Genomic DNA, 14,461 nt, shown 5'->3' with positions numbered 1-14,461 from the left:
GCTGGTTAGACTCGCTGGCATGTCTGGCCAGTCGCTGCTCGTCCCAGGGGAGCTGTCCCCCATCCGTTCCGTGCCCGGAAACATCCGCCGCCCCGAGTACGTCGGCAAGCCCGCGCCGACCCCGTACACCGGGCCGGAGGTGCAGACGCCCGAGACGATCGAGGCGATGCGGGTCGCCGGCCGGATCGCCGCGCAAGCCATGGCCGAGGCCGCGAAGCTCATCGCGCCCGGCGTCACCACGGACGAACTGGACCGGGTCGCGCACGCGTACATGTGCGACCACGGCGCCTACCCGTCCACGCTCGGCTACCGCGGCTTCCCGAAGTCCCTGTGCACCTCCGTGAACGAGGTGATCTGTCACGGCATCCCGGACTCCACGGTCCTGCGGGACGGCGACATCATCAACCTCGACGTGACGGCGTACATCGGGGGCGTGCACGGCGACAACAACGCCACGTATCTCGTCGGCGCCGTGGACGAGGAGTCGCGGCTGCTGGTCGAGCGGACCCGTGAGTCGCTCGAACGTGCCATCAAGTCGGTCAAGCCCGGCCGTCAGATCAACATCATCGGCCGGGTCATCGAGTCGTACGCGAAGCGCTTCGGATACGGGGTCGTCCGGGACTTCACCGGGCACGGCATCAACTCGTCGTTCCACTCGGGGCTGATCGTCCCGCACTACGACAACCCGCACGCCACGACCGTGATCCAGCCGGGGATGACGTTCACGATCGAGCCGATGCTGACGCTGGGGACACACGAGTACGACATGTGGGACGACGGGTGGACGGTCGTCACGAAGGACCGGCTGCGGACCGCGCAGTTCGAGCACACCCTGGTCGTCACGGACAGCGGGGCCGAGGTCCTCACCCTGCCGTAGCCGCCCGCCCCCCCCTCGCTGCCCCTCTCGCCGCCCGCTCGTTCAGAGCGGGCGGTTCTTTCATGGGGCGGAGGTGGGAGCGATGGGGATTCGGGGTACGGTCTTACCGACAGCGTGTCGGAAACCATTGACTTAGGTAAGCCTAACCATAGAAGATTGGTGTGGCTCTCGTTCCTCCCCCTTCGCCTCCGGAGGCCCTCATGAACTCGTCGAGTACGTCGAGTACACCGTTCTCGACGCTCATCCGCACCGCGTCACACGAACAGCACATGGAGGCGGAGACCTCGACGTTCATGAGCGATCTGCTCGGCGGCAGGCTCGGCGTGGACGCGTACGCGCGCTACACCGAACAGCTGTGGTTCGTGTACGAGGCGCTGGAGTCGGGCGCGCGCGACCTTTCCGACGATCCGGTGGCGGGCCCCTTCATCCAGCCCGAGCTGATGCGGCTCGCTTCCCTGGAGCGGGACCTCGCGCATCTACGGGGTGCGGACTGGCGCAACGGCGTCACCGCCCTGCCCGCGACGCGGGAGTACGCGGCGCGGGTCGCCGAGTGCGCCCGCACCTGGCCCGGCGGATACATAGCGCACCACTACACGCGCTATCTCGGCGATCTCTCCGGCGGACAGATCATCCGCGGCAAGGCGGAGAAGACCTGGGGATTCACGCGCAAGGGTGACGGGGTCCGGTTCTATGTCTTCGAGGACATCGGCAACCCGGCGGCGTTCAAGCGGGGGTACCGCGAGTTGCTCGACGGTGTTCTGGCGGACGACCTGGAGAAGCAGCGGATCATCGCCGAGTGCAGGCGGGCGTTCGCGTTGAACACCGGGCTGTTCCAGGCGCTGGGGGAAGAGTTCCGCATCAGCGCGTGAGCGGGCCCGTGTGAGAGCCGCGTGGGCAGGCCCGTGTGAGAGCCGCGTGAGCGGGCCCGCGTGAGAGTGCCGAACGGGTCTCAGCGTTGCAGGAACACTCTTCCTCCCACCTCCACCCAGCCCTCCGGCTGTGGTGCGGTGAGGAGTTGGGAACCCGCGCCCTGGACGATGTTCAGGGCGCGGCCCAGTTGTGCCGTCAGCTGCAGGGCCGCGGCGCCCGTAGCCTCGTCCTCCTCCATGCCGTCTCCCCGACCGGGGAAGCCCCGGGCGCGGACGCGGCCCGCCGCCTCGTCCTCCCACGCCCAGGCGTAAATCCACTCCCCCGGCTCCGGCACGGGCAGTGCGTCGACCTCGGCGGCGGTGGCGTACCGGCGCAGCGTGCGCGGCTCCGGCCACTCCGGGCGGGCCTCGATCCAGGTGAACTCGCCGTCGAGCCGGGTCCCCACCACACCTGCGGGTGTGACGAGTTCGGGTACGTCCAGCAGCCAGGCCGCGCCCACGCACGGGTGTCCGGCGAAGGGCAGCCGCACACTGGGGGTGTAGATGTCGATGATCCCGCGCTCGGGGTCGTCCACGAACACCGTCTCACTGAAACCGAGTTTGGCCGCGAGCGCCTGCCGCTCGCTGCGCTCCGGAAGTACGGAACCCTCCCGTACGACCCCGAGTTCGTTGCCGTGCTCGCCGCGGGGCCCGCAGAAGACCCGCACCACGTCGTAATCAGTCACGCGGGCATTCAAACATCATGGCGGCACCGCACGCGCACACGCACGCGGTCAACCGCCGCCCCGCCCGGAGCCGGCGGCCGCGGCTGCTGCTCGACGAGCCGACGGCCGCGCTGGACCTGAGGCACCAGGAGTTGGTGCTCCGGGTCTGCCGGGAAAGGGCGCGCCAGGGGGACGCGGTGGTCGTGGTGTTGCACGATCCGGGTCTCGCGGCCGCGTACGCGCACCGGGTCGTGATCCTTTGCGCCGGGCGCGCGGTGGCCGACGGCGCTCCGGCGGAGGCCTTCACCGACCGACTGCTTTCGGACGTCTGCAAACAGCCGGTGGAGGTGTTCCCCCCACCCGCGCACCGGTGGGGTCATGGTGGCCCCTGTCGGGAGTTCTTGACCCGTCTTTGACTGTTTCGTAGGGCCCGGATTGAGCCTCCGTGACCGGACCGTGCCCATGCGGCAGCCATGAGAGCTGAATCACTGGACGGTCGGCTTTCAGTCAGGTAAGCCTCAGATAAGTTAGGTCAGCCTCACCGAGCCCCTGTGCCTTGCCGATGCCTTGCTGATGTCTTACCGATGCCTTCCCTGTGAACTCCTGGAGCCTGCATGCGAGCCGTCCGACTCTCCGTCGTCACCGCCGCCGCGACCGCGGCGGCGCTGGCCGCTGTCACGGGTTGCACCGAGAAGAGCGACGCGTCGAGCGCCGACCACGTCGTCGAGGTGACGGCCACGGACACCAAGTGCGAGGTGTCGAAGAAGGAACTCCCGGCCGGGCACGTCCAGATCGACGTGACCAACAAGGGCTCCAAGGTCACCGAGGTCTATCTCCTCTTCCCCGACGACCGGATCGTCACCGAGCGCGAGAACATCGGCCCCGGCACCAAGCAGAAGGTCACCGCCGAGGTGAAGGCGGGCGACTACCGGATCGCCTGCAAGCCCGGCATGAAGGGCAAGGGCATCCGGCAGGACGTCACGGTCACCGGCGGTGGCAAGGTCGCCAAGCGTGATCCGCGGCTGGACTCGGCGGTCGCCTCCTACCGGCAGTACGCGCAGGAGCAGGCCGACGAGACACTGCCCAAGGTCAGGGTCTTCACCGACGCCGTCAAGGCCGGTGACATCGCGGCCGCGAAGAAGGCCTACGCCGGCTCGCGCATCGGCTGGGAGCGGACCGAGCCTGTCGCCGAGTCGTTCGGTGACATCGACCCGAAGGTCGACCTGCGCGAGGACGGTCTGGAGGAGGGTCAGGATCTGGAGAAGGACTGGACCGGGTGGCACCGCCTGGAGCGCTCGCTGTGGAAGGACAAGAAGCTCACCGACCGGGACTCCGAACTCGCCGACCAGCTGATCAAGGACCTCACCGACTGGCAGAAGCGGGTCGGCAAGGCGGAGATCACCCCGACCTCGATGGCCAACGGCGCCAAGGAACTCCTCGACGAGGTCGCCACCGGCAAGGTCACCGGCGAGGAGGAGCGCTACTCGCACACCGACCTGGTCGACTTCAAGGCGAACGTCGAGGGCGCCCAGGAGTCGTACGAGCTGCTGAAGCCGGTCGCCTCGGAGAACGACGCGGCGCTGACGAAGGAGCTCGACACCCAGTTCGCGGCGCTCGACACGCTGCTGGACAAGTACCGCGAGGACAAGAGCTCCTACGAGTTCACCTCGTACGACAAGGTCGGCAAGGCGGACCGCAAGGAGCTGTCGGACGCGGTGAACGCGCTCGCGGAGCCGCTGTCGAAGCTCGCCGCCGCCGTCGTGAAGTAGGGGACGGCCATGACGAACACTCCCTCAACGGACACCCCTTCAGAGGAACCCACGCCGGCTCCTCCTTCGCAGCCTTCACCCTCTTCGCAGCCCTCACCCTCTTCACCCGCTTCGCAGCCTTCGCGGCGTTCGCTGATCGGCTGGGGCGGTGCCGGGCTCGCGCTGGGTGCCGCCGCGGCCGGTGGGGCGGTGGCGATGGCCCGGACGGGCGACGACGCCGAACCGACCGCCGCCGGGTCGGGTGCCGCGGTCGCCTTCCACGGCACCCACCAGGCGGGCATCGCCACCCCGGTCCAGGACCGGCTGCACTTCGCCGCGTTCGACGTGAAGACGACGGACCGGGCCGCGTTCGTCCAGTTGCTGAAGGACTGGACCGAGGCGGCCCGGCGGCTGACCGCCGGGCAGGTGGTGGGCGAGGGCGCGTACGGCGGTCTGGCCGAGGCCCCGCCGGACGACACCGGGGAGGCGCTCGGCCTCAAACCGTCCCGGCTGACCCTGACCATCGGTTTCGGCCCCTCGCTGTTCGAGAGGTTCGGCCTCGCGGACCGGCGGCCCGAAGCCCTCGTCGACCTGCCGAAGTTCGCCGGCGACAACCTCGACAAGAACCGCAGCGGTGGCGACCTGTGCGTCCAGGCCTGCGCGGACGACCCCCAGGTCGCCGTGCACGCGATCCGCAACCTCGCCAGGATCGGCTTCGGCAAGGTCGTCATCCGCTGGTCCCAGCTGGGCTTCGGCAAGACCTCGTCGACGACTCCGGACGCCCAGACCCCGCGCAACCTCATGGGGTTCAAGGACGGCACCCGCAACATCGCGGGGACCGAGACCGACCGGCTGAAGAAGTTCGTGTGGGTCGAGGAGACGGACGTCGACAAGGACGCGGCCTGGATGACCGGCGGGTCCTACCTCGTGGCCCGGCGCATCCGCATGAACATCGAGACCTGGGACCGGACCTCCCTCCAGGAGCAGGAGGACATCTTCGGCCGTGACAAGGGCGAAGGCGCCCCTGTCGGCAGGGCGAAGGAACGGGACAAGCCGTTCCTGAAGGCGATGAAGCCCGACGCGCACGTCCGGCTCGCGCACCCCGACACCAACGCGGGGGCGACGCTCCTGCGCCGCGGCTACTCCTTCACGGACGGCACGGACGGGCTCGGCCGCCTGGACGCGGGCCTGTTCTTCCTCGCGTACCAGCGGGACGTACGCAAGGGCTTCGTCCCGGTGCAGCGGAGCCTGGCGGCCGACTCGCTCAACGAGTACATCCAGCACGTGGGTTCCGCGGTCTTCGCGATCCCGCCCGGTGTCCGCGACCGGGACGACTGGTGGGGCCGGACGCTGTTCTCAGCAGATCCCAAGGGGGCGTAGACCGTGTTCGGCAACTATCTGATCGGCCTGCGCGAGGGCCTCGAAGCGAGTCTCGTCGTCTGCATCCTCATCGCCTACCTGGTGAAGACGGACCGCCGGGAAGCCCTGAAGCCCATCTGGATCGGCATCGGCGCCGCGGTGGCCCTCGCCCTCGGCTTCGGGTTCGCGCTCGAATTCGGCTCCCAGGAGCTGACGTTCGAGGCGCAGGAGGCGCTCGGCGGCTCGCTGTCGATCATCGCGGTCGGCCTGGTGACATGGATGGTCTTCTGGATGCGGCGCACCGCCCGGCACCTGAAGTCCGAGCTGCACGGCAGGCTGGACGCGGCGCTGGCGATGGGCACGGGCGCACTGGTCGCCACCGCCTTTCTGGCCGTCGGCCGGGAGGGCCTGGAGACGGCCCTGTTCGTCTGGGCGTCCGTGCGCGCGTCGAACGACGGCACCCAGGGCCCGCTGATCGGCGTCCTGCTCGGCATCCTGACGGCGATCGTGCTCGGCTACCTCTTCTACCGGGGCGCGGTCCGTATCAACCTCGCCAGGTTCTTCACCTGGACCGGCGGCATGCTGGTGGTCGTGGCCGCGGGCGTCCTCGCGTACGGCGTGCACGACCTTCAGGAGGCCGACTTCCTGCCGGGTCTGACGAACAAGGCCTTCGACATCAGCGAGACCGTCCCCCCGGACAGCTGGTACGGCACGCTCCTGAAGGGTGTCCTCAACTTCCAGCCCGACCCGACCGTCGTCCAGGTCGTCGTGTGGTTCGCGTACCTGGTGCCGACGCTCGCGTTCTTCCTGGCGCCCTCGCGGGCCGGCCGGGCCGGGACCAGGTCGCCCGCCCCGGTGCGCGAGGATGTCTGAGAGCCTGGGACCGGGCCGAGGCGGCGTACTCCTCCCGGTCCCGGTAGGGTTCGCCTCCGGGAATCGGGGAGCGGAAGGTGCAGGGACTCGATGAGCAGGGATCGCGGCCCTCGTAGGCCTCGCGGGTTTGGCCGGAGCGCGCTGACAGCGGCCTCGGTGACCGTGCTGTCGGTGACGGCGAGCGGGTGCATGGTGGTGCACGGGGAACGCGAGATCCTCCCCGGGGCCACGAAGTCCGAGGCCACGCGCGCCCTGGACGACTTCACCACCGCCTACAACGAGGCGAACGGCGCCAACGACCCGTCCCTGGACGCGGACCGGGTCACGGGCGCCCTGGGCGACATCGACGGGGCGAAGCTGAAGGCCGGCAGCAAGAACCAGCCCGGCGGCAATCCGAACTACGTGCCCCTGAAGCTGACCGACACCGAGTTCACCATCCCCGAGAAGGCGGGCTGGCCGCGCTGGTTCGTCACCGAGTCCAAGGCCAACAAGGGCCGCGGTGAGGACCGTTGGCTGATGGTGTTCACTCGCGGCGACGTGAACGAGGTGTGGCGGGTCTCGTATCTGACGATCGCCTCCGCCGAGGAGATACCGGAGTTCAAGAAGGACGCGGACGGTTTCGCCCAGCCGGTCACGGCGGACACGGCGGACCTGGCGGTCGCCCCCGGAAAGCTCCCCCAGACGTACGCGACCTACCTCAAGGACGGCGGCAGCACCTTCGCCGCCGGCGCCCACACCACCAAGTGGCGCTCCGAGCGGGCGAAGAGTGAGGCACGTCCCGGCCTCGCCCAGCAGTACATCGACGAGCCGCTGGCCTCCGGCGACTACGCACCGGTGGGCCTGCGCACCGCGGACGGCGGCGCCCTCGTCTTCTTCACCACCCGCCACTTCCAAAAGCAGACAGCGGCGCCGGGAGTCCCCATCAACGTCACCAACGCCGACGTGAAGGCCCTGATGACCGGCGATCCCAAGCAGTCCCTCACCCTGGAGTCCATCTCGAACCAGGCGGTCCTGGACCCCCCGAAATCGGCGACGGATCAGAAGGTGGCTTTCCTCAGCCGAATCCAGGGCCTGACAGGAGCGAAGGGCGAGTAGACCCCCGCCCCGGCGGAGTCACCTTCACCCCCGCAACGGCCAAGCCGCGACCTGCTCCCGCTCTTCCCCCGCGTACCGCGCGCATTCATCGGTCAGCACTTCGAGCAACGACAACGGATCCGGCAGCGGATGCTCAGGCCCCCGCACCCACTCCACCGTCAGCTCCCCGGCCAGCCGCGCGGGCGGCACCAGCACGTACGAGCCCCGGCAGTGCCACCGCAGCCCCGGATGCTCGTCCATCGTCTCGGGATGGCAGTCCAGCTCGCACGGCCACCACTCGTCCTCGTCCTCGGGCGTACCGCGCGTGGCGGTGAAGAAGAGCATCCGGTCGTTCCCGGACAGGGCGACGGGCCCGACCTCGACATCGGAGGCGAGCAACCGGGCCAGCGCCTCCTGTCCGGCCTCCAGCGGTACGTCCAGCACGTCGTGCACCATGCCGGTCGCGGTGATGAAGTTGGCCAGCGGCTGATGCCGGGCCCACCGCTCGATCTGTGCCGGGTCGGTCGTGGACTGTGTCTGCCAGGCGAAGGACACGGGGTGGCGCGCGGGGGTGGGACACCCGACACGGTCACAGGAACACCGGTAGGCGGAGGGATGGGCGGCGGGCGCGAGCGGCAGCCCGGCTCCCGCGGCGGCGAGCAGCAGTTCCTCACGGCTCGCGGAGGCGTCCGCGGCGTCCGGTCGTGGGCGCCGGCCGCGCAACCACTGGGAGATCCTGCCCTGCCCGCCGGAGCTGCGGCCCATCTCTGCGCTCATAGATCCCCTCGCCTGGCTATCGTGCGGACAGCATGCCTCATGGTCCCACCATCCTGCGCTCCGGGGGCCCGGAGCCCACATCCGGGGTAGGTGGGGCGATGCCCACCCGGGGCAGTCATCGAGTGTCATTGCCTACTTTGTGGCGATATGCCCGCCTACGGTGTCGGCATGGTCACACGGACTGCGCTGACGTACATCGCCGGTCTCACGTCACTGGCCCTCGTGGGACAGGGCGGGGCGGTCACCCCGCTGGAGTGGGGCACCGGCCCACTGACGGTGTCCGCGCTGCCCCGCGTCGTCTACACGGCGCACCGCGGCGGCGCCCGGGAGGTTCCGGAGAACAGCATGTCGGGCCTTGTCGCCGCGTGGAAGCGCGGGACGGCCCAGGTGCTCGACCTGGACACCCGGATGCTCCGCGACGGGACGCTGGTGGTCATGCACGACGCGGCCCTGAACCGCACCACCTACACGGGCGGCCCTGTGCACGCGCTCGACCGGCGGGACTGGCAGGGGATCCGGCTGCGCCCCAGGGCTGCGCTGCCGGGCAGCTGGCCCCCGGAGCGGCCGCCGACACTCGCCGAGGTGCTGGACCGGTTCGGCGGGCGGGTGGTGCTGACGGTGGAGGCCAAGGACCCGCGGAGCCTGGGGAGCCTCGCCGCCATGATCAGGGAGCGTGGCCTGACCCGCTCGGTGCTGGTCAACTCCAACCGTCCCGCGACGGCCCTGCGCACCCACCGCATGGGGCTGCTGTCGCAGTTGTGGCGATCGGCCCGTCAGATGCGTACGGACCGGCCCGAGGGGTGGCGGCCGTTCGTGAACGTCCTGGACGTGGACCACAGGGCCCGCGACCGCGATCTCGTACGGGCCGTCAGGTCCGGCATCCCGCGCGTGTGGGCGCACACGGTGGTGACCCCCGCGCAGCGCGACCGCGCTCTCGCGCTCGGCTGCGACGGGATCATCACGGACGCGCCGGGACGGCTGGGCCGGGCGGGAAGGCGGCACTAGAAGGTCGAGGAAGATCTTGGCGAGGGGCAGGTCAGCGGGGGGCGAGGCCGTAGAGGGCGTACTCGACGAGCTTGTCCGTGTACTCGTACGTGATGGGGCCCGTGTACTGGAGCCAGCGCTGGGCGAGCGGTGAGACGAAGAGCTCCAGGGCGACGCGCGGGTCGACGTCGGTGCGCACGGCGCCCTGCTCCTGGGCGGCGCGCAGACGCTTCACGTACAGCTGGAGCTGGGGTTCGAGGAGCTTGCCGACGAACTCACGGCCGACCTGTTCGTTGACGACGCCCTCAGCCGCCAGGGCCCGTGACGGGGCCTCGAACTTGGGGTCGAGCAGTTCGTCGACGGTGGATCTCAGCACCAGCTTGAGATCGGCTTCCAGGTCGCCGGTGTCGGGGATCTCGTACGTCGCCTGCTCCCCGATGACCTCCGGCCGCTCGGCCGCCTCCGCCGCCTGGGCGCTCAGATCGATGAACGCCTCCAGCAGGACGTCCGCCTTCGACGACCACCACCGGTAGATCGTCTGCTTGCCGACGCCCGCACGCGCGGCGATTCCCTCGATGGTGGTCCTGGGGTAACCGATCTCGGTCACGAGGGCGAGGGCGGCGTCGTAGATCGCGCGGCGGGACTTCTCGCTGCGGCGGGTGGAGTCGGGGGCCATGCGTCGAACCTACCAGGCTGACAAGACGACACGTCTCGCCAGTATGTGACGGGGATCACGCCGGGAGGAAAACCCGCGGCTCGGTCCAGGCGTCTAGCCGGTGTGAGATCACTCAGGGCAGCGCCTCGCGAGGTGCACGAGGTGGACGAGGAGCGTCTCGTCCGGCTGGTGGCGAAAGGCGACCGTGCCGCGTTCGACGAGTTGTACCGGCGTACGTCGCCGTGGCTGGCGGTGCGGCTGCGCCGCCGCTGTGTGGACGAACAGATCGTCGCGGAGGTCATGCAGGAGACCTACCTGGCCGTGTGGCGCGCGGCGGGCGCGTTCGCCGGGTCCGCGGTCGGCGGAACGGCCGTCGGCTGGCTGTGGACGATAGCGGCGCGCCGCCTGGTCGACGCGTTCCGCCGCAGGGCCCATCACGCGGAGCCGCCGCCGGCCGCCGCCGTGCCCGACGTGGCGCCCGCCGCCGAGGAGGAGGCGCTCGCGGCGACCGTCGGCGGCGACGTCGGGGACGCACTGCGGTACCTCGCACCGGAGTTGAGACAGGTACTGCAGGCCATGGTGCTCGACGGGCTGTCCGTCCGGGAGACCGCGGTCCTGCTCGGGCTGCCCGAGGGCACGGTCAAGACCCGTGCCCGCCGGGCCCGGATCGCGATGCGGAGGGCGCTGGCGTGAAGATGGAACACGCGTCGAAGCGGATCATCGAGGGATACGCGCGCGGCGGCACCGGCCTCGCCGCCGACGAGGTGTGGGCCGTGGAGGCGCACCTGGAGGCGTGCCGGGTGTGCCGTGACCGGCTGTCCGCCGTGGTCGCCGCCGAGGTGCCCGCCGTGGTGTCGCTGGTCGACACCGTGTGGTCCGGCCTCGAACCCCGGCTGGCGGTCACCGCCACGATGCCGCACGGACGGCTCCGGTCGGCGCGGCTGTCACAGCTGTCGCGGTGGATGACGCCCGCGATGGTGCCGTGGCTGGCCATGATCGTGGGCGTGACGCTGCTGGCCCTGCTGCTCGACCTGCTCAACACCGGCAGCGGCACCGGCACCGGCACCGGCTCCGGCTCCGGCTCCGGCTCCGGCGAGGTGTCGCTGGTGCTGCTGTTCGCGCCGGTCCTGCCCGTGCTCGGCGTCGCGGCGTCCTGGGCCCGCGGTCTGGACCCGGCGTACGAACTGACGGCTTCGGTGCCCAGGGCCGGGCTCCAGCTGGTGCTGCGCCGCACCGCGTCCGTGCTCGGCGTGGTCGTCCCCGCGCTGCTGGTGGGCGGCTGGGCGACCGGGGTGATGGTGGCTCAGTGGCTGCTGCCCTGCCTGGCCTTCACCGCGGCGACGCTGGCGCTCGGCGGCATCGTGGGCGTGACCCGCGCAGCCCTCGCGCTGGCCGCCGTGTGGGCCGCCCTGGTCCTGGCGCCGACCCTGGCCACCAGCCGTACCGCCGTCGCCCTGCACACGGGCGGTCTGCCCGCGTGGGGGCTGGTCCTCACCCTCGGGGTCGCGGTCGTGATCGCCCGCAGAGGCGCGTACTCCGTACTGAAAACCCATCGATGAGCAACGGCAAATCCAACGGAAAGGAACACCACATGACGTCCGCGGTCAACGCGGCCGACATCGCGCCGACGGCCTACGCCTGGGAGATCCAGGCCACCGGGCTGAAGGTCAGAGTCGGCAGGAAACGGATGGCCGTCGACGGCCTCGACCTGCGGCTCGGCACCGGCGTACACGGCCTGCTCGGCCCCAACGGGGCGGGCAAGACCACCCTCATCCGGACGCTGGCCACCGTGCTGCGCCCCACCGAGGGCACCCTGGAGATGCTCGGCGAGTCCGCGGGCGGCCTGGGCGAGCACCGAGCGCTGCGCCGCCGGATCGGCTATCTGCCACAGGAGTTCGGCTACTACAAGCGCTTCACGGTGCGCGAGTTCGTCGAGTACATGGCGTGGCTGAAGGAGGTCCCGAAGGCGGAGATCCCCGCGGCGGTGCAGCGTGCCGTGGAACGGGTGGGCCTGGCGGACCGCGCCGACGACAGGATGAAGACCCTGTCGGGCGGCATGGTGCGCAGGGCCGGCATCGCGCAGGCCCTCGTCAACGACCCGACGGTCCTGCTCCTCGACGAACCGACGGTCGGCCTGGACCCGTCGCAGCGGCTGCGGTTCCGCGAGCTGTTGCAGGAGCTGGGTACGGACAGCTGTGTACTCGTCTCGACCCATCTGGTCGAGGACGTCGCCGTAGCCTGCACCGACGTGGTGCTCTTCGCCGAAGGCCGGCTGGTCTTCCAGGGCACCCCGGACGAACTGGCGGCGGCGGGCAGCCCCGAACACGTGGGCGACAGTCCCCTGGAGCGCGGCTACTCGGCGCTGCTGCAGAGCCCCGAGCAGGAGAGGGGCACCTGGTGAACATCCGCGTCCTGCGTATCGAGCTTCGGCGCTCCGTCGCCCCGTGGGCCGGTGCCGTGGTCCTGGTGACGGCTCTGGCGTTCCTGTACCTGCTGGACTCCGCGTGGTCGAGGGGCGACACGGCATGGACGGCCCAGTGGACGTCCATGGCCATGTGGACCCGCTCCCTGCTGTTCTACCTGTGGCCGGTGACCGTGGGGCTCGGGGCGCTTCAGGGCCTGCGTGACCACCGCTCGAAGATGTACGAGCTGCTGACGAGCACACCGCGGCCGGCCTGGCAGCGCGCGGCCGCGCTGGCGGGCACGACGGCGTTCACGCTGGTCTCGGCCTTCGCGCTCCTCCTCCTCGTGGGCGCGGTCCAGGTGTTCGGCAACACCGACTACACGCACCTGGGCTGGCTGCCCATCTCGCTGGTGGGGGCGCTCTTCCTCGTGGCGGGGGCCGTACTGGGCATGGGGGCCGGGCGGGCCCTGCCGTCCGTGCTCACCCCGCCCGCGCTGGCCATGGCCGCCTTCGCGTTCACGGCCGTCATGCTCATGTCGCTGGGCCGGACGGAGACGGTCATGGCGGGCGGGATCCCGGGCACGGGGCCGAACAGGGTCTCGCTGCTGTCACCGTCGGTGGAGGAGGTGCGCGACGTACTCGTCACCCTGTCCGCCTCCGTGCACCTCGGGCAGACGGTCTGGGTGCTCGGTATGGCCGCGACCGGCTTCGCGCTGCTGGTCGCCGCGACCCCGCGCACCCGGCTGGCCGCTCTGACGCCCGTCCTGGCGGGTGCGGTGATCGCCCTGCTCGTGCTGCCGTCCGACCCGAGCCGGATGTACGTCGTCGACAAGGCCGCCGCGGAACTGGTGTGTGACGGCCCGGTGTGCGTGACGAAGACACAGCAGACGCGGCTCGCCGGCCTCGCGGGTCCCGGCAGGAAGGCCCTGCGCCTGTTGCACGCCGCCCTGGGCGGTCAGGCACCGGACTCGGTCCGGGAGAACACCGCCGTACCGCCGGAGGGCTCCATGCCGCGGTGGTCCCGCGAGACCGTGCTCTTCGACTTCGACGACGACTTGATCGCTGCCGCGAAGGGCGAGAAGCAGCTGACCCGGGCCCTGATCGCGCAGAGCCTGGTGCCGGGGTGCACCCCCGTCGGCTGGAGCGGCACCGTCGCCGACGCCGCCTCGCCGAGCGTCGCGGTGGGCTTTGTCACCGGCGACCTCGAACCGCTCGACGGTACCGGCTACCCCGCGGCCGAACAGACGGCCGAGGCCCGCCCCGTGTGGAAGAAACTCAGAGCCCTGCCGCGGGACGAACAGCTCGCCCGCATCAGCGCGATGCGCGCCGCCGCGCTGTCCTGCGAGGGCGAACCGCTCGACGCGCTGACGGGCGGTGCGTCCCGTTGAGACGGCTCCTGGCGAGACAGCTCCCGGCGAGACAGCTCTCGTCGAGGCAGTTCCCGGTGAGATGGCTGACGCTGTACGCCCGCTCGCGTCAGGTACCCGCGTCGCTCGCCGCGCTGGTGATCAGCGCGGTGACGGTATGGGCACTCGCCCGGGACGGAGGCGGGGGCGGGGAGCCCGCTGATCCGCGGCTGCCCGTACTCGTCCTCGCTGCCGGGGCGATGGCCGCCTCGGTCGGGCTCAGCGGGCAGGACCTCGCGCTGGACCGGACGGCCGCGATCCGCTGGGTGCCGCGCAGAGCGGCGCACGTGCTGCTCGCCGGCGCGGTCGTCGCCGCGGTGCTGCTCGCGGTGCGGACGGCGGGCGCGCCCATGGCCACCACCGCGTTCGTCGTCCGGGACAGCGCGGGCCTGATGGGACTGGTCGCCCTGGGTGCGGCGCTCGCGGGCGGCCCGTACGCGTGGACGCTGCCGTTCGCCTGGCTCTCGTTCTCGTTCTTCGCCCCGCCCGCGACGAGTACGCCGACGGAGGTGGCAACGTGGATGCTGCTGCCACCCGGAACGCCGACGGCCACCTGGACGGCCGTGATCCTCACGGCCGTGGGCACGGCGGCGTACGCGGTGGCGGGCCCGAGACGATAGTTCGCCCCCGCCGCCCCTTCCCGTCCCGTACCTGGGGGCTGCGCCCCCAGACCCCCGCATCGGCCTGAACGGCCTCGTCCTCAATCGCCGGACGGGCTGGAATTCCAGCCC

General features: G+C 70.8%; 15 protein-coding genes and 1 pseudogene. 13 read left to right on the top strand and 3 right to left on the bottom strand.

Annotation, left to right across the window (positions count from 1 at the left end; translation table 11 throughout):
* Positions 1 to 19 precede the first annotated feature (19 nt).
* Positions 20 to 877 (top strand): type I methionyl aminopeptidase, encoded by an 858-nt coding sequence (map, locus tag AB0D14_RS42265; protein WP_362790048.1) that lies wholly within the window; start codon positions 20 to 22, stop codon positions 875 to 877.
* A gap of 200 nt (positions 878 to 1,077) precedes the next feature.
* Positions 1,078 to 1,746: a biliverdin-producing heme oxygenase gene (locus AB0D14_RS42260; RefSeq protein ID WP_362790045.1), complete on the top strand. Its 669-nt coding sequence runs from the start codon at positions 1,078 to 1,080 to the stop codon at positions 1,744 to 1,746.
* 80 nt (positions 1,747 to 1,826) lie between these two features.
* Here the strand turns inward: AB0D14_RS42260 and AB0D14_RS42255 are convergent, their stop codons facing one another.
* Positions 1,827 to 2,471, bottom strand: a complete 645-nt coding sequence (locus AB0D14_RS42255; protein ID WP_362790043.1) for a PhzF family phenazine biosynthesis protein — start codon at positions 2,469 to 2,471, stop codon at positions 1,827 to 1,829.
* Positions 2,472 to 2,554: 83 nt separating this feature from the next.
* Between AB0D14_RS42255 and AB0D14_RS42250 the strand changes: the two are divergent.
* The 5 genes and pseudogenes from AB0D14_RS42250 to AB0D14_RS42230 form a co-directional block, all read left to right on the top strand.
* A pseudogene (locus AB0D14_RS42250) lies at positions 2,555 to 2,855 on the top strand (hemin ABC transporter ATP-binding protein); the annotation flags it as partial.
* A 209-nt stretch (positions 2,856 to 3,064) separates the two neighbouring features.
* A complete protein-coding gene (gene efeO, locus AB0D14_RS42245) occupies positions 3,065 to 4,219 on the top strand; it encodes an iron uptake system protein EfeO (RefSeq protein ID WP_362790041.1) in 1,155 nt (384 codons plus the stop codon).
* 9 nt (positions 4,220 to 4,228) lie between these two features.
* Positions 4,229 to 5,578 carry an iron uptake transporter deferrochelatase/peroxidase subunit gene (gene efeB / locus AB0D14_RS42240; RefSeq protein WP_362790038.1) on the top strand — a complete coding sequence of 450 codons (1,350 nt, stop codon included), beginning with the start codon at positions 4,229 to 4,231 and terminating at the stop codon, positions 5,576 to 5,578.
* A gap of 3 nt (positions 5,579 to 5,581) precedes the next feature.
* Positions 5,582 to 6,430 (top strand): iron uptake transporter permease EfeU, encoded by an 849-nt coding sequence (efeU, locus tag AB0D14_RS42235; RefSeq protein WP_362790035.1) that lies wholly within the window; start codon positions 5,582 to 5,584, stop codon positions 6,428 to 6,430.
* Between the two features lie 156 nt (positions 6,431 to 6,586).
* On the top strand, positions 6,587 to 7,525 hold the full coding sequence (locus AB0D14_RS42230) for a hypothetical protein (RefSeq protein WP_362790033.1): 939 nt from the start codon (positions 6,587 to 6,589) through the stop codon (positions 7,523 to 7,525).
* 24 nt (positions 7,526 to 7,549) lie between these two features.
* Here the strand turns inward: AB0D14_RS42230 and AB0D14_RS42225 are convergent, their stop codons facing one another.
* Entirely contained in the window at positions 7,550 to 8,281 is a 732-nt protein-coding gene (locus AB0D14_RS42225; protein WP_362790031.1) for a bifunctional DNA primase/polymerase, read from the bottom strand.
* A 168-nt stretch (positions 8,282 to 8,449) separates the two neighbouring features.
* Here AB0D14_RS42225 and AB0D14_RS42220 point away from each other — a divergent pair, with 168 nt between their 5' ends.
* Positions 8,450 to 9,286, top strand: coding sequence for a glycerophosphodiester phosphodiesterase (locus tag AB0D14_RS42220; RefSeq protein ID WP_362790028.1), 837 nt, complete (start codon positions 8,450 to 8,452; stop codon positions 9,284 to 9,286).
* A gap of 31 nt (positions 9,287 to 9,317) precedes the next feature.
* Here AB0D14_RS42220 and AB0D14_RS42215 read toward each other — a convergent pair whose 3' ends face one another.
* Complete coding sequence (locus AB0D14_RS42215) at positions 9,318 to 9,941, bottom strand: TetR/AcrR family transcriptional regulator (RefSeq protein WP_362790025.1); 624 nt, start codon at positions 9,939 to 9,941, stop codon at positions 9,318 to 9,320.
* 141 nt (positions 9,942 to 10,082) lie between these two features.
* Here AB0D14_RS42215 and AB0D14_RS42210 point away from each other — a divergent pair, with 141 nt between their 5' ends.
* From AB0D14_RS42210 to AB0D14_RS42190, 5 genes are read left to right on the top strand one after another with little or no spacing between them, the layout of a single operon-like run.
* Positions 10,083 to 10,613, top strand: coding sequence for an RNA polymerase sigma factor (locus tag AB0D14_RS42210; protein ID WP_362790022.1), 531 nt, complete (start codon positions 10,083 to 10,085; stop codon positions 10,611 to 10,613).
* Positions 10,610 to 11,479 carry a zf-HC2 domain-containing protein gene (locus tag AB0D14_RS42205; protein WP_362790019.1) on the top strand — a complete coding sequence of 290 codons (870 nt, stop codon included), beginning with the start codon at positions 10,610 to 10,612 and terminating at the stop codon, positions 11,477 to 11,479. The genes AB0D14_RS42210 and AB0D14_RS42205 overlap by 4 nt, the downstream gene beginning before the upstream one ends.
* Positions 11,480 to 11,511: 32 nt before the next feature.
* Complete coding sequence (locus AB0D14_RS42200) at positions 11,512 to 12,321, top strand: ABC transporter ATP-binding protein (RefSeq protein ID WP_362790016.1); 810 nt, start codon at positions 11,512 to 11,514, stop codon at positions 12,319 to 12,321.
* Complete coding sequence (locus AB0D14_RS42195; RefSeq protein WP_362790013.1) at positions 12,318 to 13,712, top strand: hypothetical protein; 1,395 nt, start codon at positions 12,318 to 12,320, stop codon at positions 13,710 to 13,712. Before AB0D14_RS42200 ends, AB0D14_RS42195 begins: the two co-directional genes overlap by 4 nt.
* Positions 13,713 to 13,768: 56 nt before the next feature.
* On the top strand, positions 13,769 to 14,350 hold the full coding sequence (locus tag AB0D14_RS42190; protein WP_362790010.1) for a hypothetical protein: 582 nt from the start codon (positions 13,769 to 13,771) through the stop codon (positions 14,348 to 14,350).
* The last annotated feature ends 111 nt before the right edge of the window (positions 14,351 to 14,461 follow it).

The organism is Streptomyces sp. NPDC048484, from assembly GCF_040651415.1.
Classification (GTDB): domain Bacteria; phylum Actinomycetota; class Actinomycetes; order Streptomycetales; family Streptomycetaceae; genus Streptomyces.
This window is presented reverse-complemented; position numbering and strand designations above follow the sequence as displayed.

Excerpts from the sequence above, each read along its gene's own strand:
- AB0D14_RS42215 (WP_362790025.1), bottom strand. The coding sequence starts at position 9,941 with ATGGCCCCCGACTCCACCCGCCGCAGCGAGAAGTCCCGCCGCGCGATC.
- efeO (WP_362790041.1), top strand. The coding sequence starts at position 3,065 with ATGCGAGCCGTCCGACTCTCCGTCGTCACCGCCGCCGCGACCGCGGCG.
- AB0D14_RS42260 (WP_362790045.1), top strand. The coding sequence starts at position 1,078 with ATGAACTCGTCGAGTACGTCGAGTACACCGTTCTCGACGCTCATCCGC.
- AB0D14_RS42225 (WP_362790031.1), bottom strand. The coding sequence starts at position 8,281 with ATGAGCGCAGAGATGGGCCGCAGCTCCGGCGGGCAGGGCAGGATCTCC.
- efeB (WP_362790038.1), top strand. The coding sequence starts at position 4,229 with ATGACGAACACTCCCTCAACGGACACCCCTTCAGAGGAACCCACGCCG.
- map (WP_362790048.1), top strand. The coding sequence starts at position 20 with ATGTCTGGCCAGTCGCTGCTCGTCCCAGGGGAGCTGTCCCCCATCCGT.
- AB0D14_RS42220 (WP_362790028.1), top strand. The coding sequence starts at position 8,450 with ATGGTCACACGGACTGCGCTGACGTACATCGCCGGTCTCACGTCACTG.
- AB0D14_RS42200 (WP_362790016.1), top strand. The coding sequence starts at position 11,512 with ATGACGTCCGCGGTCAACGCGGCCGACATCGCGCCGACGGCCTACGCC.